We start from the raw sequence: 19,989 nt of genomic DNA, 5'->3' as shown, positions 1-19,989 counted from the left end.
GGGTCGGGGGTTGACGTTTGGAGTATGTTGGGTTTTGTGGCTTAGGGGGGGGGGGGGGGTGGTGGGGGGGGGGCGGGGGGGGGGCGGGGCCCGGGCGCCCGCGCCCCAGGCCGCGGCCTGCGTCGAGCCCGCGCCCGACCCGAACAACACCTACGACGCCGAGCGCACCCATGCGAAGCTGGTGCGCCACCATCCCTTCATCCGCATCGCCGGCGCCGCCCTGCCCGAAGGCGTGCGCGTGGTGCGCGACCAGACCTATGTGCGCTACGGCAGCCGTTGCTTGAAACTCGACCTGTACCTGCCCGCGCAGGCGCCGCAAGGGGGCGCGCCGGCGGTCGTGCTGGTGCATGGCGGCGGCTGGAACGCCGGCTACCGCTCCGAATTCGTGCCGATGGCGCTGCGGCTGGCGCAGCGCGGCTACGCGGCCGCCACGATCAGTTACCGGCTGACGGGCGAAGCGGGCTACCCGGCCGCGGTCGACGACACCCGCGCCGCCGTGCGCTGGGTGCGCCGGCACGCAGCCCGCCACGGCATCGATCCGCAGCGGATTGCGCTCGCGGGCGGCTCGGCGGGCGCGCAGATCGCCAGCCTGGCCGCCCTGACCGCGGGCCTGCATCCCATCGATCCCCATGCCCGCACGGACGACGTGTCGAGCGCGGTGCAGGCCATCGTCAACGTGGACGGCAGCGTCGATTTCACCACCGAGGATTCGCGCCGCCACGACGCGGTGCCGGGCAACCGCCCTTCGCCGGCCGCACAATGGCTGGGCGGGCGCTATGCCGAGCAGCCGGCGCTGTGGCGCCAGGCGTCGCCGATTTTCTATGTGCGGCGCGGGATGCCGCCCATCCTCTTCATCGGCAGCGCCCAGCCGCGCTTCCAGACCGGGCGCGACGAGATGCTGTCCATGATGCGGGCCCGCGGCGTGGACGGACGCGCCGTGCTGCTGCCGGACACGCCGCACAGCTTCTGGCTGTTCGATCCCTGGCTGCAGCCGACGGTCGACGCCACCGTCGGCTTCCTCGACGCGCACCTCGCGCGCTGAGTCTTACCGGGCCAGCAGCTCGGGCCCGATCTCCGACACCGACTTTACGCCGGTCAGCACCATGTTGGTGCGCAGGTCCTTCTCCATGATCGCCAGCAGCTTTTCCACGCCGGCCTGGCCGCCGGTCGCCAGCGCGTAGACGAAGGCGCGGCCGATCAGCACACTGTCCGCGCCGAGGGCGAGCATGCGGAACACGTCGGTCCCGGTGCGCACGCCGCCGTCGGCAAGGATGGTCATGCGGCCCTTGACCGCCTCGGCGATGGCCGGCAGCGCCTGGGCCGTCGACAGGGCCCCGTCCAGCTGGCGCCCGCCGTGGTTCGACACCACCAGGCCATCGGCGCCAAAGGCGAGCGCATCGCGCGCGTCGTCGGCGTCGAGGATGCCCTTGATGATCATCTGCCCTTTCCACTCGTCGCGGATCCATTGCAGGTCGCGCCAGGCGATCTCGGGATCGAAATTCGCACCCAGCCAGCCGATGTAGTCGGCCAGGCCGGTGGCGTGGCCGCGGTAGGCCGAGATGTTGCCGAGGTCGTGCGGCCGGCCGAAGACGCCGACGTCCAACGCCCAGCGCGGGTGGCGCATCGCCTGCAGCACGCGCCGCAGCGGACCGTAGGGGCCGCTCATGCCGCTGTGGGCGTCGCGGTAGCGCGCGCCCGGCACCGGCATGTCGACCGTGAACACGAGCCTGCGCGAGCCCAGCTCCCAGGCGCGGCGCATCACGTCGCGCATGAAGGCGCGGTCTTTCAGCACGTAGAGCTGGAACCAGATCGGGTGCGAGGCCTGGGCCGCCACTTCGGCCAGCGGGCACACGGAGACGGTGGACTGGATGAAGGGGATGTTCGCGCGGCAGGCGGCGCGCACCGCCTGCACCTCGCCGCGGCGGGCATACATGCCGGCCAGGCCGATGGGCGCCAGCGCGATCGGCAGCCCGTAGCGCTCGCCGAACAGGTCGACGCCCAGGTCCAGCTGCTCGGCGCCGCGCAGCACCCGCTGGCGCAGCTTGACCGTCTGCAGGTCGTCGACGTTGGCGCGCAGGGTCTGCTCGGCCCCGGCCCCGCCGTCGAGGTAATGGAACAGGAAGGGGGGCAGCCGGCGCCGGGCGGCTTCGCGGAAATCGGTGGCGGACGAAATGATCATAGGATGAGCGTAGTGCGGAGCGTGGTTCGGTAGACCCTTGATGAGATACAGCCCGATGAGCGAAGCGGGCGGCAGCAAAGACCGCCGGGATCGCCCAAGGGATGGATGACATGGCGCGCGAAACAGGCTCCATGTTGACACCGTCGGGTAAAAAAATGAATACTCGGCAAGTAAATTTTTGCCAACGGGATGCGAAGCGACGCAAAACATGCCGCGCGGGCTAGACCGGAACCCGTTTGCCAACCGCCTGACCAGGACACCTTATGACCAAGATACTGCTTTCCGTACTGCTCGCGGCTGCGCTGCTGCCGGGCGCCGCCCATGCGAACGAACTGTCCAGGGCCGTTGCGCAGGACTACGACAGCCACCTGGCGCCGCTGCTCGATTACTTCCACCGCAATCCCGAGCTGTCCTTCCTGGAGACAAAGACGGCGGCGCGCATGGCCAAGGAGTTGCGCGGGGCCGGCTTCACGGTCACCGAAGGTGTCGGCGGCACGGGCGTGGTCGCGATCCTGAAGAACGGTCCGGGCCCGCTGGTGATGATGCGCGCCGACATGGATGGTCTGCCGATGCTGGAAAAATCCGGCCTGCCGAATGCCTCGACGGCGACCCAGAAGGATATGGAAGGCAATTTGACGCCGGTGGCGCACGCCTGCGGCCACGACATCCACATGACCAGCCTGGTCGGCACGGCGCGGCGCATGGCCGCCGAGCGCGGCAAATGGACCGGCACCCTGATGCTGGTCGGGCAGCCTGCCGAGGAGCGCATCGGCGGCGCGCTGGCGATGATGAAGGACGGCCTGTACAAACGTTTCGGCAAGCCGGATTTCGCGCTGGGCTTCCACGTCAAGGCCGACATGGCGACCGGCAAGGTGCATGCTTCGGAAGTCTCGCCGTATTCGGGCGCCGACACCGTCGAGATAGCGATCAAGGGCGTCGGCGCCCATGGCGCCCAGCCGCACCGCGGCAAGGACCCGATCGTGCTCGGCGCGATGATCGTCATGGGCCTGCAAACCATCGTCAGCCGAGAGCTCAGCCCGCGCGAGCCCGGCCTGATCACGGTGGGCTCCTTCCATGGCGGCACCAAGGCCAACATCATCGGCGACAACGCCAAGCTGCAGCTGACCGTGCGCAGCGAAAGCCCGAAGACGCGCGAGCTGCTGCTCGGCGCCATCAAGCGCATGGCCGAGAACACCGCGCGCGCCGCCGGCATGACGGAGAACGAACTGCCCGAGGTGAAACTGGTCGATACGCCGGCGCCGCCGGTGCTCAACAATGTCGAGCTGGTGCGCCGCCTGCGCGCCGCATGGACCGGAAAACTGGGCCCTGACGCGATTGGCGAGGAAGAGTTCCGCGAAGGCATGGGCTCGGAGGATTTCCCGATGTTCGTGACCGACCCGTATATCCCGAGCGTCTATTTCACGGTCGGCGGCACGGCGCCGGAACACATCGCCGCCGCCAAGGCAGGCACATTGCGCCTGCCGAGTCATCACAGCCCGCTGTTCAAGGTGGAGCATGGGCTGGCGGTGAGGATGGGGGTCGAATCGACCGTGGTGGCGTTGCAGGACTTGATGCGCAAGCCCTAGGTCCTTGGGATGCTGTGGCCGGTTCTTGCCGCAGCAGCTTCCTGCGCGGATCACTTCTCGAAGTCCGCTACGTCCGCCGTTTCATGACGTCAAAATCTGTTGGAATCAGTGCGGCTATTCCTCACCAGGGGGATGCGGCTAAAAACCTGAAGAATCATTGGAAGCATCCCAAACATCTAAGGATGCATGAGGCGCGAGACAATATACGGATCAACAAAACGCACGGCCATCCACTCCTCCACCAAAGCCAAACTTCATATCCCGCATGCAAGAAAATGCGGGAGTTCAGAGCGCGTTTTTAGACGATCAGCTAAGGTTTTGAGTCGTACAGACGGGCTGTACGTATGGTGCGGTTTATATAATCTTTAGTTTCACTGCATGCCGGATCAAGGTCCGCACCTCCGATGACTCACCTTACGCTCCTGGTCGATCTTGACCCGTTGTCCCAGCGGATGATGAAAATTTTACTCGAGAGCATCAAGCGTGAAGTTCATACCTTGGACGACACTCAGGAGTTACCTGGGCTGTTGAATCGAATCCCATTCCAATCGATTGTCATCAGCACCCTCGGCAGTATTCGTGATCCACTTCTTATTGCACAGCAGGTCAAGAGCTTCCAGCCCACGACACATGTGCTCTTGTGGGGCCCTCGATCGATAAAACTCAGACCGATGGACAAAGCCTACGTGGACGACCAGCTGTTGATGCCATGTACCTTGGCCCAACTTGACTCTGTCCTTCGATCGGGCCGCAATTCTACGTTGCTTAACTGAAGAGCCTGGACTTCGTGGAAGAGCTGCACGGCGATTCTTCCACAAGCGTGTTCGTTCTCCACCAACATCCGATTCTGGCCGCTCACGTGAGCTCGTTTCGTCGCCAGCATTCTTGTTTGTATGGGACAGCCTGCGCCCCTACCCTGCCCCCTGCCCTGTAGCGGCAAGCCGAAGTCAGCGGATTCAATTGAGATGTATGATCGTTCCAACTGCCTGACAGGCTCAGGCCAGCCCGATCGAACGCCTTGAGGAGAACCGCCATGCGTACTTTGATGTTGACGGCAGTGAGCGCATTCTGCTTGCTCGGATGCGCTACCCCGGAAGAAAGAGCAATGAAGCAACAAGCCGAAATGGATCGCATGATCGCAGTGTACGGCCCGGCCTGTACGCAGCTGGGCTTTGCAGCGAATTCGGACCCCTGGCGCAATTGCATTGTCCGGTTAGCCGCAAATAACGACGGCGGCCGCGGAGGCGTATCGACGTCCATCTTTGGCGGCTTCGGCAGCGGCGGGCGTTCCGGAATCGGGATCGGCATCGGGGTGGGACGCTAAGTCTTCAAACCCTGCTCCCGGTCGGCGGCCCCATGACAATCATGATCGTGATGTTCTCGGTCCTCGCGCTCGCCCTGATGGCCTGGGTCCTCCACATCAACTCGAAAGACCGCGAGACCTTCGAAAAGGAACTCGAGGACGACCTCGCCGAGGACACCGAGGGTCAGCAGTGACGAGGACTCCTCGCCGCAGGTAGGTAACCCAGCCCGCGGCGCTGCACGACGGTTGGCACGACGCGCTACCGTCGAAGCGCGTCAACGGCGCCGGCCGTTCCTTTCCGCTCGGCGCATCCCGCCACTCCGCTCCGTTCGCATGCCACCCGTGCTACTGACCAGCCCGTTAACATCTGCTTACAAAACCCGGTGAACGCCGTTTTCAAAAAGCGCTAAGCTCTACCTCCGGAACGCAGAAGTAGATGGCACATCATGAAGACGCAACTGCTTGAAGACATCGGCCAGAGCGCTGCAGTATCCCTTACGCCCCCCAGGACAGCCGGACATCGGAAAGCAGAGAAAGCGGTGCGCGACCTTGCATCCGCAGGAGACGCGAAACGCCGCCCTGCCCTTGGCGTCTGGTCGCAGAAACCGACATGGGAGCCGCCAGGCTCCGTAACGCGGCAGGCGGATCAGCAACCGACACCGCTCGAGCTGCACAAGGTCTTCGAAGAGATCGCCGCGCTGGAGGCGCAGTATGTGCCGCCCGGGCCGCAGCCTGAACCTCAGCCTCAACCTCAGCCTCAATCGCAGCCTGCCACTGCGCCCGCCGAGCCACGGCAGGCACTTCCCCTTGCCCCATCCGGGCTCGTGCATCAGCCGGCCCTCGGCCCGGCCGAACCCACGCTCTCCCCGAACCCGGCGCAAGGCGCGAGCGCGACACAGGACCCTTTGTTCGACCTCTCGCCGCCTGCGCCGCCATCGCAGCCACCGCAGGCAGCCGATCCGTTCACGCCCGCCGGGTCCCGGCCTGCCCGATCCGGGAAACGCTATCTCCTGTGGGGCGGGTGCCTGCTCGCAGGTGCGCTGCTCATCCAGGGCGGCCGCTGGCTATACCAGGAGCGCGGCGATGCCGGAGCACCCGCGCTTGTCCGCGGTGCGGCCATGGAGCAGCAATCGGTTCTCCTGAAGCAGCCCACGGCCGCGCCGGATGGCGACCTGCCTGCTCAGCCCATCGTCTCCGCGAGCCGCCCGGCATCCAACGTACCGCCTCTGGTGATGCTCGAAGCGGACCCGCCCACTGCCGCGCCAGTTGAACAGCCGCCTCCGCCGGTAGCGGGCCAGGCAGGGCAAGAAGCCGCTTCGCCCTTACCGAAGCCGTCGAGCCGTGCCACCCGGAAGGAGCCCGCCCCGGCAGCCCGGCAGGCAGGGAAAACGGGTGAATCCGCACCCGTCCGCCGGCCGGCAAGCGCACCTGCCAGCAGCACGGAAAACCCATCGTCGCGCGACTCCGGCATGGCGGCGACGCTGAAGGCCTGCCGGGCCTACGGCTACGACGCCGCGCAATGCGTCAAGCGGGCCTGCAGCATCACCCGATACGGGTTCGCCTGCCGGGGACGCTGACCCGAGACAGTTCCCTTCGCCAGCCTAGCGCGCGGCCTGGTCCGGTGCCGCGTCCACAGCAGGTTCGGCGCGCGCCAGCTGCATGCGCGCCAGCGTCGGATACAGCGGCGGGCTGACGATGCGCGCCAGCATGCTGGCCACCAGCGCGCAGGCCATCAGGCTCAGCACCATCGAATGCCCGCCTACCATCTCCATGACGATAATGAAGGCCGTCAGCGGCGCCTGGGTCGCGGCCGCCAGGAAACCGACCATGCCCAGCGCGATCAGCGCGGGCGCCTGCGCCTGGAAGAACAGCAGCGCGACATCGTTGCCCAGCGCGGCGCCGATCGCCAGCGATGGCGCGAAGATCCCGGCCGGCACGCCTGACCAGGCGCTCAGCCAGGTCGCGACGAACTTGAACAGCGCGTACAGCATCGGCATCGTCGCCACGCCGTCGACCATCGCGCGCGTCGGCCCGTAGCCCGAGCCGAAGGTGGCGCCGGCCGTGACGATGCCGATCACGGCGACGGCAAGGCCGCATACGGCGCCGAACAGCACCGGACGCCTGGCCCGCAGGCGGCTCATCGCGTCGCGTCCCTGGCCGCCGAGCGAGGCGATCAGCAGGCGCGAAAAAAGCCCGCCCGCCAGTCCCGTGCACACCGCGACCACGAGGCCCGGCAGCAGCAGGCCGAGGTCGATGGCGCCGGTATGGATGACGCCGAAATAGGTGGCGTTGCCGTGGATCGACACCGCGATCAGGCCGCCCAGCACGATCGCGGTGATGATCAAGCCGCTGTTGCGCTGCTCGGGCGCCCGCGCCAGTTCCTCGATCGCGAACATGACGCCGGCCAGCGGCGTGTTGAAGGCCGCGGCGATCCCCGCCGCGCCGCCGGCGACCAGCAGCCCATGCACGGTGACGTGCGAGCGCGCCGGCAGCAGGCGCCGTGCCTGCAGCATGACGCCCGCCGCGATCTGGACCGACGGCCCTTCCCTGCCCAGCGACAGGCCGCCCAGCAGGCCGCCCGCGGTCAGCAGCACCTTCGCAAGACTGAGCCGCAGCGAGACGAACAGCCCGCGCTTCTCGGGCGCCAGCGAGGGCTCGAGCGCGGCCATGACTTGCGGGATGCCCGAGCCGGCCGCGCCCGGCGCATGGCGCCGCGTGAACCAGACGATGGCGGCGGTGCAGGCCGGCGTCCACAGGAGCGGGCTCCACCAGGCAAGGGTGTGCAACTGCTCGAAGGCCTCGAACGCACGCTCGCACAGCCAGGTGAACCCGACCACGGACAGGCCGGCCAGGACCGCCAGCGCCACCACCACGATCCGGCTCGTCCACAAGCCGCGGTCCGACAGTTCGACACGCGCCCGCTTGCGCCAGTCGTGGTCATGTTTCACGTGCCGCCCTCCTGCAGCGCATGGCGCAGGCCCCTGGCCCGCTGCGTATCATCTGCCGGTCTCCTCGCCATGCCGGGCCTTATCCTTCCTGTGCCGGGGATGGCGAAACGGATGCCGGGCCGGCGTCCTTCGCGTCCGCCTGGCGCACGATCTTGCCGCGCTTGACCGCCAGCACCAGCCTGGCCTCCGGCTGTCCGGTGCGCACCTTCAGCCAGTCGGTGATGCGCTTTACCTCGTCCGCCTTCGGCAGCCGGCGGCAGTCGGCGCTGAGGAAGGGAACGGGAACGGCCTTGCCCGCCCCCGGCGGCACCGCCCTCCCCATCAGCACGTTGCCGCATTGCGGATACTGGGCCTCGAACTCGCGCGTCACCGCCGCGGCCTGCTCGACCCAGCCTTGCTGGCTCGTCAATTGCTGGCGCAGGGCCGCGATGGTCGCGTCGCGCTCCTGCAGGGCCTGCGTGTTGTTGCGCACGATATCGGCGAGGATGTCGGCCTTCAGGCTGCCGATATCGATCTTGGTGTCCTGCCTGTCTTCCGCCTGCGCCTGGTGCACCGACAGGCGGGCCTTCTGCAGCCCGGCCGCGGGCAGGCGCGCTTCGATCGCGGCGATCGCCGCCGCCGGCAGCCGCGGACCGATCAGCGTCACCTCGATCTCGTGCGTGGCCGGCACCAGGCGGGTGTCGAGCACGTGCACGCGCGCCGCCTTGAATTCGGTGCGCACGAAGTCGCGCGCCCGGCTCTTGAAGACTTCGTTGTCGACCAGTTTGGCCGCCAGGTAGATGCTGGGCAGGCCGGTGACGAGGACAATGCACAGCACGGCGCCCTTGACGCGGCGACCGCGGCGCGGGTCGACGAACTTGCGGTGGGGCAGGCGCAGGAATTCGATCACCACCACGGCGGCAAAAGCGATGAAGACGCAGTTGATCGAGAACAGGTAAAAGGCCCCGCCGAAGACCGACCAGTCGCCGTTGGCCAGCCCGTAGCCGGCGGTGCACAGCGGCGGCATCAGGGCGGTCGCGATCGCCACCCCGGGAATGACGACCGATTTTTCGCGCCGCGTCTGCCCGATGATGCCGGCCAGGCCGCCGGCCAGGGCGATCAGCACGTCCCACAGCGAGGGCGTGGTGCGCGCCAGCAGCTCGGACTGGGCCTCGTCCAACGGGGTCAGCATGAAGTACAGGGTCGAGGTCAGCAGGCTGATGCCGGCCGCGATGGCGAGGTTCTTCAGCGACCGGCGCACCAGCGCGAAATCGAAGATGCCGACACCGTAGCCGAGCCCGACGATCGGCCCCATCAGCGGCGACACCAGCATGGCGCCGATGATGACGGCGGTCGAATTGGTGTTCAGGCCGACCGAGGCGATCACGATCGCGAACATCAGGATCCAGGGCGTGGCGCCGCGCAGCTCGACGCCGGCGCGCAGGCTGCGGTCGATTTCGGCGTCGTCGGCCTTGTCGTCGAGGAGGCTGAAGCGGTGCGCGATCGCCGCGCGCAGCGAGGGCGATGGAGGTGGGGTGTCGGGTGCGTTCATGGTTGCGGCAGCTATCGGGTTTCCCTGAGGAACCAGGGCAAGCCAAGATTTTCGCCGCGAATCTGCATTTGCACAAATATTTCTTATACCGGCGCCGCATTCAGAAGTAATACCCGGCCTGCACATTGATGCGCCGGGAAAAGCCCTGGTGCGCTGCGGAGGTCGACGCCAGCCCGCCGAAATCGGGCGTCAGGTAGGGGTGGTGCTTGCCGAACATGACATCGGTGTAGAAGAACCACTTCCCCGACGAAAAGCTCATGCCGGTCACATTCTGCACCGAGTTCTTGTCATCGCCGACATGCTTCTTCAGGAGGCTGTAGTCGTTGTAGACCTTGAATCCGCTGAACGGGCCCAGCTTTCCTGGAATATCGTAGCTGAGGTTGGCGATGTAGATGCTTCCTTTCGAGGCCAGCGGGAACGGGTAGCCGAAGCCGCCGAGCATCACGAAGCTGTCGGGGTCGAGCCCGCCGTAGGTCTGGTTGGGGCCGTGGCTGGTCCGGTAGTGGTAGCGCAGGGCTTCCAGCATGGCGGTGAAGCGGCCGACCTTGCCCCTGAAGTGGACGGCCAGCGCGTTGCGCCGCGTATCGGTGCCGGCCCCGTTGCGGATCTCGCCCGTCAGGCCGGAAACGCCGACCTCATACCGGTCGCCGGCCCCGGGGTGCCAGGCCAGGCGCCCGACCAGGGTGTTGCGTTCCCTGTCGTCCTGGCCGGTCCCGAAGCCCTGTTCGTCGTCGTCGGGGACGATGTTGTACGAATAGCGGTTCGAGGCGCCGGCCGTGTTGTCGCCGCCGCCATACGATCCGCCATCGCGCGGGAAAAAGGCGAGTTGCCACTCGACCGGGCCGGGCCGGCTGGCGTAGGTCACGCCGAGGTCGTACTTGTCCTCGAAGCCGGCATAGAAGGCGATCGATTCGTAGAAATTGTTCGACGCGAAGGGCAGCAGGCCGAACGGATTCTTGTCCAGCCCCACGTGCAGCGTGCTCTTGTCGGCAAAGCGCACGCCGACCCAGCCGTGGTGCAGGAAGTGCTGCCAGTAGCCCCCCTGCCCCTTCGGGAACCGGTTGTAGCGGTACTCGGCCGATCCGATCAGCCTGCCGTCGTCGTAGTCGAGATTCAGGCGGGCCGTGTCGAGGCCGAAGAAGCCGCTCTCGTATTCGTCCTGCCAGCTCTTGTGGACGTAATTGAAGCGGATCGCGCCGCCCAGCTTCAGCGGCGACGCGCGCTCTTCCCCGGCGCGGGCCGGGCCGCCCGCCAGTGCGGCGGCGCCCAACGCGGCGGCAAGGCAGGCGCAATGCAGTGTCTTCATCACCATGCTTCCCCCGGCCTTGCGGCCCCCAGTCCCGGCTGTGCATCCTGTGCGCCGCCCGCCGGTTTGCCCATCAGTTCGCGCATGCGCCGCCTCAGCTCGCGCTCGCGCCGCGCCTCGTCGCGCCAGTCCTCGGCCAGCGCCCGCCAGAGCGACACTACCATCAGCACGATAACGACGGCGAACGGCAGGGCGAACAGGATGGTCGCCGTCTGCACCGCCTTCAGGCCGCCGGCCAGCAGCAGGCTGATGGCGATGCCCGCGACCAGCGCTCCCCACACGATCCTAACCGTGCGCGGCGGGTTCGGATTGCCGCCCGTGCTCATCATGCCCAGCACCAGCACGGCCGAGTCGCCCGAGGTGACGAAGAACACGAAGACCAGGACCGTGGCGATCACGGACATGACGGACCCGAGGGGCATCGCATCGAACATGGTGAACAGGGCGGTCGCGACATCGGCCTTGACCGCGTCGGCCAGCGGTACGTGCTGCCAGATTTCCATGTACAGCGCACTGCCGCCGAAAATCGAGAACCACAGGAAGGCCGCCAGCGACGGCGCCAGCACGGTGCCGAGGATGAACTCGCGGATCGTGCGTCCGCGCGACACGCGGGCAATGAACAGGCCGACGAACGGCGACCAGGAAATCCACCAGGCCCAGTAGAAGATGGTCCAGCTGCCGACCCAGGTACTGTCGCGGAACGGGGTGGAGCGCAGGCTCATGCGGACGATTTCGCTCAGATAGCTGCCGAGGGTGTTGGTCAAGGTGTCGATGATGGCCACCGTCGGGCCGAGCAGGAACACGGCCAGCGCCAGCAGGGCCGCGAGCCCCATGTTGAAGTTCGACAGGTAGCGGATCCCCTTGTCGACGCCGGTCACGGCCGAGGTAATGTAGACCAGCGCGGTCACGGCGATGATCGTCACCTGGGCCGTTTCGGTAACCCCGAGGCCGAACACGGCCTGCAAGCCGCTGTTGATCTGCAGCGCGCCGACGCCCAGCGAGGCGGCCACGCCGAAGGCGGTGGCAACGACCGCCAGCCCGTTGAACAGCCCGCCCAGCGCGCGCACCGGCCGCCATGGCAGGGCATCGGTCACGGTGCTGATCAGGGGACTGCCCGCACGGCGGTACTGGAAGAAGGCGATCGCCAGGGCCACCACGCTGTACACCGCCCATGGGTGGATGCCCCAGTGGAAGAACACGTAGCGCATCGCGGCGTTCGCCGCTTCCGGGGTGCGCTCGGCGGTTCCCGGAGGCGCGGCGGCGTAATGGGAGACCGGCTCGGCCACGCCCCAGAACACCAGCCCGATCCCCATGCCGGCGGCGAACAGCATGGCGAACCAGCTGCCGATACCGAACTCGGGCTCTTCCTCATCGCCGCCGAGCTTGAGGTTGCCGTAACGGCTGAAGGCCACGAAGGCGGCGAACACGACCAGCCCGAGCACGACCCACAGGTAGAACCAGCCGAAGTTGCGGGTCAGGAGCGCCAGCATGGTGTCGAGGACGGCGCTCATGCTGTCGGGGGCGACGATGCCCCACAACACGACGAGCAGGATGAAGCCTGCGGAAAATAACATCTGCATCATTCTTATTCCTTTGCTTCGGCTTTTGCCGTCGTACGCGACAGGTACACCGTCTGCGTCGGGTAGGCGAAGTCGATGCCCTCGTCCGCGAAACGCTCGAACAGGGCGAAGTTGATGGCTTGCTGGATATCCATGTACACGGCGTAGTCCGGGGTCTGGACGATATAGACGATCTCGAAATCGAGCGACGACGCGCCATACGACTTGAAGTGCGCGCGGTCGAACCTGGCCTGCGGCTGCGCCTCCACGATTTCGCGCAGGATGCCCGGAATGGCCAGCACCTGCCGCTTGCCGGTCTCGTAGGTGACGCCGATCCCGAACACGATCCGGCGTGTCTGCATACGCTTGTAGTTGCGGATCCGGCTGCCGAGCAGGTCGCTGTTGGAGAACACCACCTGCTCGCCGCCCAGGCCGCGCAGGCGGGTCGTCTTCAGGCCCACGTACTCGACGGTGCCGGAAATGTCGTCCACGGAGATGAAGTCGCCGATGACGAAGGGCTTGTCGAGCACGATCGAGAGCGAGGAAAACAGGTCGCCCAGCACGTTCTGCAGTGCCAGCGCGACCGCGATCCCGCCGATGCCGAGGCTGGCCACGAGGGTGGTGATGTTGACGCCGAAGTTATCGAGGATCATCAGGATGATGACCGCCCAGATCGCGACGCGCGCCACGAAGCCGAGCGCCGCGGTCGAGGTCGCGCTGGCGGCATCGTGGGCGCTGCGCCGGGTCCGGTAGTGGTGGAGCCAGCCATGGACACCGACGTCGCCCCAGCGCGCTACCTGCAGCAGCAGCGCGGCAATAGCCAGGCGCGAGAGCAGGGTCACGCTCTTGTTGGGCAGGCTCAGCCAGTGCGAGCCGGCGTACAGCCCCAGGAAGAGGATGAACAACAGGTTGGTGGCCGACAGTATCTTGACGAGCAGGTCATCGAGGTGGGTCGCGGTCGAACCCGCGATCGCCTGCAGGCGCCGCAGGACGAGGCCCTTGACCGTCAACAGGATTGCGGACACGGCGATGGCGATGGACAGTGCGATGGTCCAGTCGATGAGATCGTTGCCGAATAGGGTGTAGTGCATGGCTGTTCCCTGTAATGAGTGAAATGGCGGCGGCGCCTCAGGCTGCCCTGGCCGGTTCCGCCATGGCAGCGTCCGGCGCCGCGCCCTTGACCGCCGCGATGAAGTCCCTGCCCCAGCGCGCCACGTCGTGCTCGGCCGTGATCATCGCCATGCGCTCGGTACGGTAGGCGCGCTCGTCGGCGCCCATGGTCAGTGCCTGGTGCAGCGAAACGGTCATCGAGTTCGCGTCGTAGGGGTTGGTCAGCACGGCGCCGTGCAGCTCGACCGCCGCGCCGGCGAACTCCGACAGGACCAGCACGCCGGCCCGGCCGCAGGCCTTCCTGGCGGCGACGAATTCCTTGGCAACGAGGTTGAGCCCGTCGCGGAGCGGCGTGATCCAGGCGATGTCGCAGGCCACGTAATGGGCCAGCACCTCTTCGAAGGGCAGCGAGCGGTAGAAGTAGCGCACCGGCACCCAGTTCAGGGTCGAGAAGCGGCCGTTGATGCGGCCGACCGTGCGGTCCACTTCGACGCGCAGGCTCTCATAGATCTCCATGCCCGGCGCCGCGGGAGTGATGATGTTCAGCAGCGTGACCTTGCCGATGTGTTCCGGGTGGGTTTCCAGCAGCCGTTCGAAGGCCTGCAGCTTCTCCAGCGTGCCCTTGACGTAGTCGAGGCGTTCGATCGAGATGATGCCGGTGGCGGGGCCGAGGTAAGCGCGGATCGCTTTGGCCTGCTCTTGCACGGCCGGGGTGGCGATGGCGCCTTCGATCAAGGCGACGTCGGTGCCGACGGGATGGGCGCCCAGGCGCACTCGCCGCTCGCCGGCGGCGATGTCGGTCGTCATCGTATCGACCCCGAGCGCGCAGCCATAGGTCAGGAAGCGCGGCGCGCATGGCGCCGTGCCGCGGATGTCGACCGGCGCGTACGAGCGCACGGCGTCGACGAAATTCTCGACGTAGCGCGGGATGTGGAAACCGACGTAGTCGCATTGCAGCAGGCTGCCGATGATCTCGCGGCGCCACGGCAGGATATTGAAGACGTCGCTGGCCGGGAAGGCCGTATGGTGGAAAAAGGCGATGCGCAGGTCCGGCCGCATGGGCCGCAGGAAGGCGGGCACCATCCACAGGTTGTAGTCGTGCACCCAGACCAGCGCGCCCTCGCCTGCTTCGCGTGCGGTCTGCTCGGCGAACAGCCGGTTCACTTCCAGGAAACGCTCCCAGTGCGCCTCGTTGAACTCGGCCTTGTCGGGGAAGGAGAAGATGATCGGCCAGAACGCTTCTTTAGAGAACTTCTTGTAGAAGATATCGATGTCCTCTGCGCTCAGCGCGATGCGCGCGGCCTGCAGGCACGGGTAGCGGTCGGGATCGACCGCCACGCGCGACACGAAGCCCGCGGGCCGGCGGCTGGCCTGCTGCGACCAGGCCACCCAGGCGCCGGGAGTCCCTCCCGCGAAGAAGCGCAGCAGGGTCGGCATGATGCCGTTCGGGCTGCGCGGACGGCGGTGGCGCAGCACGCCATCCTCGATCACTTCGTCGTAAGGCAGGCGGTGGTAGACCATGACCAGCTCGGCGCCGTCGCGCGGCCGGGGCACCAGCGGGACGGCCGCGGACATCGCGAGCGCGCCGTGGCGGGCAAGTCCTTCGAGGATGCCGTCGCAGCCCTCGCCCGCTGCAATGTGCACCAGCGGCCATTGTCCCACCTGCTCCACCAGGGCCGGCTCGGCGCCGCCGACGACGATCCCGCGCAATCCGGTGGCAAACATCGACAGGTCGTTCAGCGTATCGCCGGCGACGACGACCGTGGCCGGGTCGATGCCGGCGACCTCGGCCAGCCGCAGCAGCGCCTGGCCCTTGCCTACCCCGCGCGGAAGCACGTCGAGGTAGCAGCCGGCCGAGAACAGCAGGTCGCATCCCAGGGCGTCGACCGCTGCGCGCAGTTCCGGCGTGACGTCGTGCTCGCTGGCCAGGAAAGAGCAGCGCCGCTCCTGCGGGACGCTCTGGCGCACCAGCCCGGGAAAGCCGGCGAGCGCCTTCAGCACCGCCTGCGAGCCGGGCCAGCGCGCGGCAACGTCGCCCTGGATGGCGTCGACCGGCCGCAGGTTGCCGTCGACAACCGTCGCGCCGACGTCGGCAATGATGTAGTCGGGCGTCGGAATGGTCGGGTCGCTCAGCAAGGGCAGCACGGATTCGAGCGCGCGGCCGGTGACGAAGACCAGGCGCGCGCCGGGGTTCGTTTTCGAAAACAGTTCGCGGACCTGCCGCCGGGCGGTTTGCCCGCCTGCGAGCAGGGTGCCGTCGAGATCCGTCGCCAGCACGAAATTGTCGGGGTGCGGGCGCGGTGCCCATTGCGGGGGAATTGCATTGGTCATCGTCTTCGTCCTTTCAGAGCGATGTGCTCGGCGCCGGAGCGCCGACCTGGTGGGTGTGGCGGCGGTTTACGCCGCCACAAGGCGAACACAATCGGACGGGCAGTGCCCGCCGCTGATTGCCAGGAGAGAAAAACAGAACGGACAGGGCCGTTGGGCCGGCTGAAGAAGGAACAACGTGCCGGCCAGACACACATTGTAACAAATCAACTGCATTCGCACAAATCTAAATGCAAGTTAGACAATGCTGTCGACGATGCGGGGCTGTTGTTCAATGGCTCCGGCGGCAAGCGCCGGTCGCGTCAGCGGGCGCGGCGGGAAACCGGACGACGACGCGCAAGCCCTGCCGCGCCGGCGTCGCACCGAGCGTGACCGCCGCCCCGGCCTTGTCCGCCACCGCCTTCACGATCGCCAGGCCCAGGCCGGAGCCGGCGGCCTGGCCATTCCCCAATACCCGGTAGAACGCGTCGAACACCCGCTCGCGCTCCCCTTCCGGGATGCCCGGCCCGGTGTCGTCGACGATGAAGTCGACCACGCCGTCGCCGGGCTGCACAAGCACATCGACCCGGCCGTCGCGCGGCGAATAGCGGATCGCATTGTCAACCAGGTTCTTGACCAGCATGTGCAGGTCCAGCGGCTCCACGTCGACGCTCGCATCGTCGACGCCGACCACGCCGAGGTCGATCTCCCTTTCCTCCGCCAGCGGATACAGGTCCTCGATGACGAGACGGATCGTTTGCTGGAGGGAGACCGGGGCGGCGCTGCCGTGTGCGCCCTGCTGGGAGCGCGCCAGCGCGAGCAGCTGGTCGAGCATGGTGCGGGTCCGGTGCAGGCCGTCCGTCAGCGCCAGCATGCGCCGGCGGGCTTCGCCGGGCATGTCGGCCGCCGCCAGGCGCTCGGCCTGGAGGCTCATCGCGGTCAGCGGCGAGCGCAGTTCATGGGCGGCGTCGGCGACGAAGCGGCGCTGCGCCTGCATCGCGCGGTCGACCCGCATCAGCAGGCGATTGATTTCGGCCACAAAAGGCTGGACCTCCTCCGGCAAGCCGGCCGGATCGAGCGGGCTCGCATCGTCGTTTCGGCGCTGGCGCGTCTTCCCGGCGAGCCTGCGCATCGGCCGGAACAGTTGCCGGATCAGGAAACGCACCAGCAGCACCAGCACCGGCGCCAGCAGGGCGAAGGGAATGAGCGAGCGCAGCGCGCTCCTGACCGCGACGGCGTCGCGCACCGTGGTCTGCTGGGCCACCGCGATCCGCACGCCGTCGTTGTCGGTCATGACGAAGACGCGCCAGGACTCGTTGCCGACCGGGACCGTCTGGACGCCGTCCGGCATCCGCTCCGGGAACACCGGCGGCCCTTCCGGCCCGGCGTATCCCGCGGCGCCTGACTCGCCCAGGAAGCGCACGACGATGCGCTCCTCGCGGCCGATGCCCTTGATCCGCTGGCGCGCCGCCAGGGTGATCGGCCGCGACTGGACGCGCCCGATGAGATGGGCGGTCTGGCGCAGCTGCTTGTCCTGCGCGAGGTGGGCGTCGCGCCACGAGGCGAGGAAGGACAGTCCTGCCGTGATCGCGGCAACCGCCACGACGGCGACCGAGATCGAGGCCGACAAGCGGTACTGCAGCGAGGTCGTCATGCCGGCTTCGACACCATCCAGCCGACGCCGCGCACATTCTTGATGGCGCTGCTGCCCAGCTTCCTGCGCAGGGAATGGATCAGGAACTCGACGGCATTGCTCTCGACTTCCTCGTTCCAGCCATAGATGCGGCTTTCGAGGTCGGCGCGCGAGAGGATCGCGCCGGGCCTGACCAGGAGCGCCTGCAGCAAGGCGAATTCGCGTCCTGTCAGGCGCACCGGCTTGCCGTTCGCGCTGGCCTCGTGGGTGGCCGGGTCGAGCGTCACCACCCCGTTCGACAGGACCGGTCCGACGGCCGGCCCCTGGCGCCGGGTCACCGCTCGCATGCGCGCCAGCAGTTCGCTCAGCTGGAAGGGCTTGACGAGATAATCGTCGGCGCCGCCATCGAGCCCGGCGACGCGGTCTTCGGTCGCGTCGCGCGCGCTCAGGAGCAGTACCGGGACCCGCCGTCCGCTCGAGCGGATGCTGCGCAGTACGGCCATGCCGTCCTTCTTCGGCAGGCCGAGGTCGAGCAATACCATTTCATAAGGCAGGCAGGCGAGCGAATGCAGGGCGGCGTCGCCGTCCACGACCCAGTCGACGCCATAGCTCGCATCACGCAGTGCCTGCTGCACGACATTGCCGATCATGTAGTCGTCTTCCACCAGCAGGACACGCATTGCCATCTTTCCTTTTATGTTCGAAGTCGCTGCGCGCCGCCTCATGCACCGCGCCATGTGGTGCCCGGGCACCGTCGAATTTTCCGCAGTGGCGAACTTAGCGGAGGAGACTTAGCTCAGCCTTAGCTCGGACGCAAGGTTCGCTGCCGCCGCTCGCGGCTGTTTCATTTAAGCACAGCCATGCCGGCACTAAGTGTTCGCTAAGTGTCGCTGCCTACCATTGCCGAGCTCGCTGATCCGGCGGATGGTCCTGCCGCCGCCCATCGGGATTCATCGCAACCATGCCGGCCATCCAGCAGTGGCCCGGCACCGCTACCCCGACGCATGAAACTGCTCCTCATTCCTGTCCTGGTCCTGTTTTTCCTTGCCGGCCACCTGTCCTTGGCCCAGGCGGCCGCGACAAGCGGCCAGCGCGCGGCACGGCTGGCCACCCTGCGCTCGAGCGCGGTCGTCATTCTCGATCAGCGGTCCAAGGCGGTCTTGTACCAGAAAAATGCCCATGCCGTCATGCCGATCGCATCGCTGACCAAGCTGATGACGGCGCTGGTCGTCCTCGACGCCCGCCAGGACATGAAGGAAATGTTGACGGTCAGCAGGGCCGATATCGACCGGCTCAAGTACTCGTCCTCGCGCTTGCGGGTAGGCACCCGCTTGTCGCGCGCGGACATGCTCCACCTGGCACTGATGAGTTCGGAAAACCGCGCGGCATCGGCCCTGGGACGCTACTATCCCGGCGGGACCAGGAAATTCGTGGCCGCCATGAACGCCAAGGCACGCGCACTCGGCATGAAGGACACCCGCTACGTCGAACCCACCGGCCTCTCGCGCGACAACGTCTCGACGCCGACCGACCTGGCCAGGCTGGTCGTTGCCGCGGAAAAGAACCCGGTCATCCGGCGCTATTCGACCGACCACCGCTTCGTCATCCGCCAGGGCAAATCGAAGAGTGTCTACCGCAACACGAATCGCCTCACGTCGAGCGCGAACTGGCGCATCCGCCTGCAGAAGACCGGTTACATATCGGAAGCGGGCCGCTGCATGGTGCTGTATGCGATCGTCAGGAAGCGCCCCACGGTGATGGTGTTCCTGGACGCACAGGGGAAATTTTCCCATGCGGCCGACGCCAACAGGGTGCGCTCATGGCTGGCCAGGTTCGGGGCACGGGTGCTGGCGCGGGCCAGGGGCTTGTGATGCGCGCCGGGGTGGCCGTACTGCCCTGCGGCGCCAACGGCCTTGCATCCTCGCGCGGCAAGCTCACAGCGCCGGTGCAGCCATGTCGTGTCGGGCGTGCCCCTGTTGGCAGCGTATCGGCATAAGAGAAATCGGAACAAGTCGAAGCCACGGGGTGCCGTCCTGGCATAAAGTCAGCAAGGGCTTCTTTGTCGGGTACCGCAAGATGAGCGAGGGGTCGATGGCGTATGGCTATTTCGTCAATATGGTAGTGACAGTCGCGACCCGCAGACAAGTCTCGGACCGCTGACGCGCTTCGCCAACCACGAGCGCTTCGACCAGGCTGTTGCCCTGGCCCGTCAATTGATGGCGCACGGTGACGACACGTTACCGCTGGCGACCGCCGGCTCCGCCACCGTCTGGGACTTTCCTGCGGGCCTTGTCCATGCTTCCGCTGCGGCCGGGCACACTCGCGCAGCTGTCCGTTGGGATGTCGCCCAAATGACCGAGGTCGGTCATCACGCCATCGCGATAGAATGGACACGGCAGCCGTGCCGCGCAGGAAAATACCGATACAGCAAGAGGACCGCCATGTACAAGACCGTTCTGGTGTATGCCGACGGGAGTCCCCACCAGCACAGCAGGATACTTGCAGCGGCCCGGCTGATGGTACGTGA

Annotated in this window: 15 protein-coding genes; 6 read left to right on the top strand and 9 right to left on the bottom strand. The window is 67.0% G+C overall.

Going from position 1 to position 19,989, the window contains the following annotated elements:
• The first annotated feature begins 61 nt into the window (after positions 1-61).
• Entirely contained in the window at positions 62-1,042 is a 981-nt protein-coding gene (locus ACWCIA_RS02275; protein ID WP_454160545.1) for an alpha/beta fold hydrolase, read from the top strand.
• A gap of 3 nt (positions 1,043-1,045) precedes the next feature.
• Here ACWCIA_RS02275 and lldD read toward each other — a convergent pair whose 3' ends face one another.
• Complete coding sequence (gene lldD / locus ACWCIA_RS02270; RefSeq protein ID WP_454160543.1) at positions 1,046-2,179, bottom strand: FMN-dependent L-lactate dehydrogenase LldD; 1,134 nt, start codon at positions 2,177-2,179, stop codon at positions 1,046-1,048.
• 263 nt (positions 2,180-2,442) lie between these two features.
• On the opposite strand from lldD, the gene ACWCIA_RS02265 reads away from it, so the two are divergent.
• From ACWCIA_RS02265 to ACWCIA_RS02250, 4 genes are all read left to right on the top strand, one after another.
• Positions 2,443-3,765, top strand: a complete 1,323-nt coding sequence (locus ACWCIA_RS02265) for an amidohydrolase (protein WP_454160541.1) — start codon at positions 2,443-2,445, stop codon at positions 3,763-3,765.
• A 1,033-nt stretch (positions 3,766-4,798) separates the two neighbouring features.
• The gene (locus ACWCIA_RS02260) at positions 4,799-5,089 is read left to right on the top strand and encodes a hypothetical protein (RefSeq protein ID WP_454160539.1); all 291 of its coding nucleotides are present in this window, start codon (positions 4,799-4,801) and stop codon (positions 5,087-5,089) included.
• Between the two features lie 32 nt (positions 5,090-5,121).
• Positions 5,122-5,262, top strand: a complete 141-nt coding sequence (locus tag ACWCIA_RS02255) for a hypothetical protein (protein WP_454160537.1) — start codon at positions 5,122-5,124, stop codon at positions 5,260-5,262.
• Between the two features lie 252 nt (positions 5,263-5,514).
• Entirely contained in the window at positions 5,515-6,645 is a 1,131-nt protein-coding gene (locus ACWCIA_RS02250; RefSeq protein WP_454160535.1) for a hypothetical protein, read from the top strand.
• Between the two features lie 24 nt (positions 6,646-6,669).
• On the opposite strand, the gene ACWCIA_RS02245 is transcribed toward ACWCIA_RS02250, so the two are convergent.
• The 8 genes from ACWCIA_RS02245 to ACWCIA_RS02210 all read right to left on the bottom strand — a co-directional run bounded on the left by ACWCIA_RS02245 (position 6,670) and on the right by ACWCIA_RS02210 (position 18,142).
• Complete coding sequence (locus tag ACWCIA_RS02245) at positions 6,670-8,016, bottom strand: chloride channel protein (RefSeq protein ID WP_454160534.1); 1,347 nt, start codon at positions 8,014-8,016, stop codon at positions 6,670-6,672.
• A gap of 79 nt (positions 8,017-8,095) precedes the next feature.
• Complete coding sequence (locus tag ACWCIA_RS02240) at positions 8,096-9,547, bottom strand: DUF389 domain-containing protein (RefSeq protein WP_454160533.1); 1,452 nt, start codon at positions 9,545-9,547, stop codon at positions 8,096-8,098.
• Positions 9,548-9,647: 100 nt separating this feature from the next.
• The gene (locus ACWCIA_RS02235) at positions 9,648-10,853 is read right to left on the bottom strand and encodes a hypothetical protein (protein ID WP_454160532.1); all 1,206 of its coding nucleotides are present in this window, start codon (positions 10,851-10,853) and stop codon (positions 9,648-9,650) included.
• Entirely contained in the window at positions 10,853-12,433 is a 1,581-nt protein-coding gene (locus ACWCIA_RS02230; RefSeq protein ID WP_454160581.1) for a BCCT family transporter, read from the bottom strand. The genes ACWCIA_RS02235 and ACWCIA_RS02230 overlap by 1 nt, the downstream gene beginning before the upstream one ends.
• Before the next feature lie 5 nt (positions 12,434-12,438).
• Complete coding sequence (locus tag ACWCIA_RS02225; RefSeq protein ID WP_454160530.1) at positions 12,439-13,503, bottom strand: mechanosensitive ion channel family protein; 1,065 nt, start codon at positions 13,501-13,503, stop codon at positions 12,439-12,441.
• Positions 13,504-13,540: 37 nt separating this feature from the next.
• Positions 13,541-15,853: a glucosylglycerol-phosphate synthase gene (gene ggpS, locus ACWCIA_RS02220; RefSeq protein WP_454160529.1), complete on the bottom strand. Its 2,313-nt coding sequence runs from the start codon at positions 15,851-15,853 to the stop codon at positions 13,541-13,543.
• 268 nt (positions 15,854-16,121) lie between these two features.
• Positions 16,122-17,483, bottom strand: a complete 1,362-nt coding sequence (locus tag ACWCIA_RS02215) for an ATP-binding protein (RefSeq protein ID WP_454160528.1) — start codon at positions 17,481-17,483, stop codon at positions 16,122-16,124.
• Positions 17,480-18,142: a response regulator gene (locus ACWCIA_RS02210; RefSeq protein ID WP_454160527.1), complete on the bottom strand. Its 663-nt coding sequence runs from the start codon at positions 18,140-18,142 to the stop codon at positions 17,480-17,482. The genes ACWCIA_RS02215 and ACWCIA_RS02210 overlap by 4 nt, the downstream gene beginning before the upstream one ends.
• A 324-nt stretch (positions 18,143-18,466) precedes the next feature.
• On the opposite strand from ACWCIA_RS02210, the gene pbpG reads away from it, so the two are divergent.
• Positions 18,467-19,333, top strand: coding sequence for a D-alanyl-D-alanine endopeptidase (gene pbpG / locus ACWCIA_RS02205; RefSeq protein ID WP_454160526.1), 867 nt, complete (start codon positions 18,467-18,469; stop codon positions 19,331-19,333).
• Positions 19,334-19,989 lie beyond the last annotated feature (656 nt).

The organism is Massilia sp. SYSU DXS3249 (assembly GCF_053668055.1).
Note: the sequence above shows the minus strand (reverse complement) of the source record. Positions and strands in the feature narration are given on the sequence as shown.

Coding starts and splice junctions, on each gene's coding strand:
- lldD (WP_454160543.1), bottom strand. CDS start 2,179: ATGATCATTTCGTCCGCCACCGATTTCCGCGAAGCCGCCCGGCGCCGG.
- ggpS (WP_454160529.1), bottom strand. CDS start 15,853: ATGACCAATGCAATTCCCCCGCAATGGGCACCGCGCCCGCACCCCGAC.
- ACWCIA_RS02235 (WP_454160532.1), bottom strand. CDS start 10,853: ATGAAGACACTGCATTGCGCCTGCCTTGCCGCCGCGTTGGGCGCCGCC.
- ACWCIA_RS02260 (WP_454160539.1), top strand. CDS start 4,799: ATGCGTACTTTGATGTTGACGGCAGTGAGCGCATTCTGCTTGCTCGGA.
- ACWCIA_RS02265 (WP_454160541.1), top strand. CDS start 2,443: ATGACCAAGATACTGCTTTCCGTACTGCTCGCGGCTGCGCTGCTGCCG.
- ACWCIA_RS02210 (WP_454160527.1), bottom strand. CDS start 18,142: ATGCGTGTCCTGCTGGTGGAAGACGACTACATGATCGGCAATGTCGTG.
- ACWCIA_RS02230 (WP_454160581.1), bottom strand. CDS start 12,433: ATGCAGATGTTATTTTCCGCAGGCTTCATCCTGCTCGTCGTGTTGTGG.
- ACWCIA_RS02215 (WP_454160528.1), bottom strand. CDS start 17,483: ATGACGACCTCGCTGCAGTACCGCTTGTCGGCCTCGATCTCGGTCGCC.
- ACWCIA_RS02225 (WP_454160530.1), bottom strand. CDS start 13,503: ATGCACTACACCCTATTCGGCAACGATCTCATCGACTGGACCATCGCA.
- ACWCIA_RS02250 (WP_454160535.1), top strand. CDS start 5,515: ATGAAGACGCAACTGCTTGAAGACATCGGCCAGAGCGCTGCAGTATCC.
- pbpG (WP_454160526.1), top strand. CDS start 18,467: ATGAAACTGCTCCTCATTCCTGTCCTGGTCCTGTTTTTCCTTGCCGGC.
- ACWCIA_RS02255 (WP_454160537.1), top strand. CDS start 5,122: ATGACAATCATGATCGTGATGTTCTCGGTCCTCGCGCTCGCCCTGATG.
- ACWCIA_RS02240 (WP_454160533.1), bottom strand. CDS start 9,547: ATGAACGCACCCGACACCCCACCTCCATCGCCCTCGCTGCGCGCGGCG.